Annotated in this window: 1 pseudogene; it reads right to left on the bottom strand. The window is 78.1% G+C overall.

Annotated elements, in window-relative coordinates:
• Window positions 1-480: pseudogene (locus ACLZOT_RS49900) on the bottom strand (DNA polymerase III subunit alpha); the annotation flags it as partial.

The raw sequence follows: 480 nt of genomic DNA, 5'->3' as shown, positions 1-480 counted from the left end.
GCGGAGTCCAGGACGTCCGCGACCGGCCCGAGCCCCGCGTCCGCGTACCGCACGGCGTTGGTCAGCACCGGCAGGACACCCTGACCGGCGGCGAACGCCAGCGAACGCGCGGCGTGCCGCACCGACCCGAACCCGGTACCGGCGGCGCCATGACAGACGACCTCGATCCGCAGCGCCTCCCGCCCGAACCGCTCCCGCCACTGCGCGAGCAGCACGGCGGCCCGGTCCGGCCGCCCCGCGCCCAGCGCCCGCCCCACATCGGAGCCGGGCCCGAGCAGCACGACGACATGCTCCCCGACGGCTTCCTCCCACGGCAGCAGCGGACTCTCCCCGCCACCGGCCTCCCGCTCCCGGTGGGCGGCGCTCACCAGCCGGCACACATCCGCCCACCCCCGCCCCCCGTCCCGGGCGAGGAACAGCACCCGGGGCGCGGACTCGTCGACGAACGCCCCGCCCCGCACGGGCGCACGGGTACGACGC

Source organism: Streptomyces sp. 4F14 (assembly GCF_048159485.1).
Classification (GTDB): Bacteria; Actinomycetota; Actinomycetes; order Streptomycetales; family Streptomycetaceae; genus Streptomyces.
Note: the sequence above shows the minus strand (reverse complement) of the source record. Positions and strands in the feature narration are given on the sequence as shown.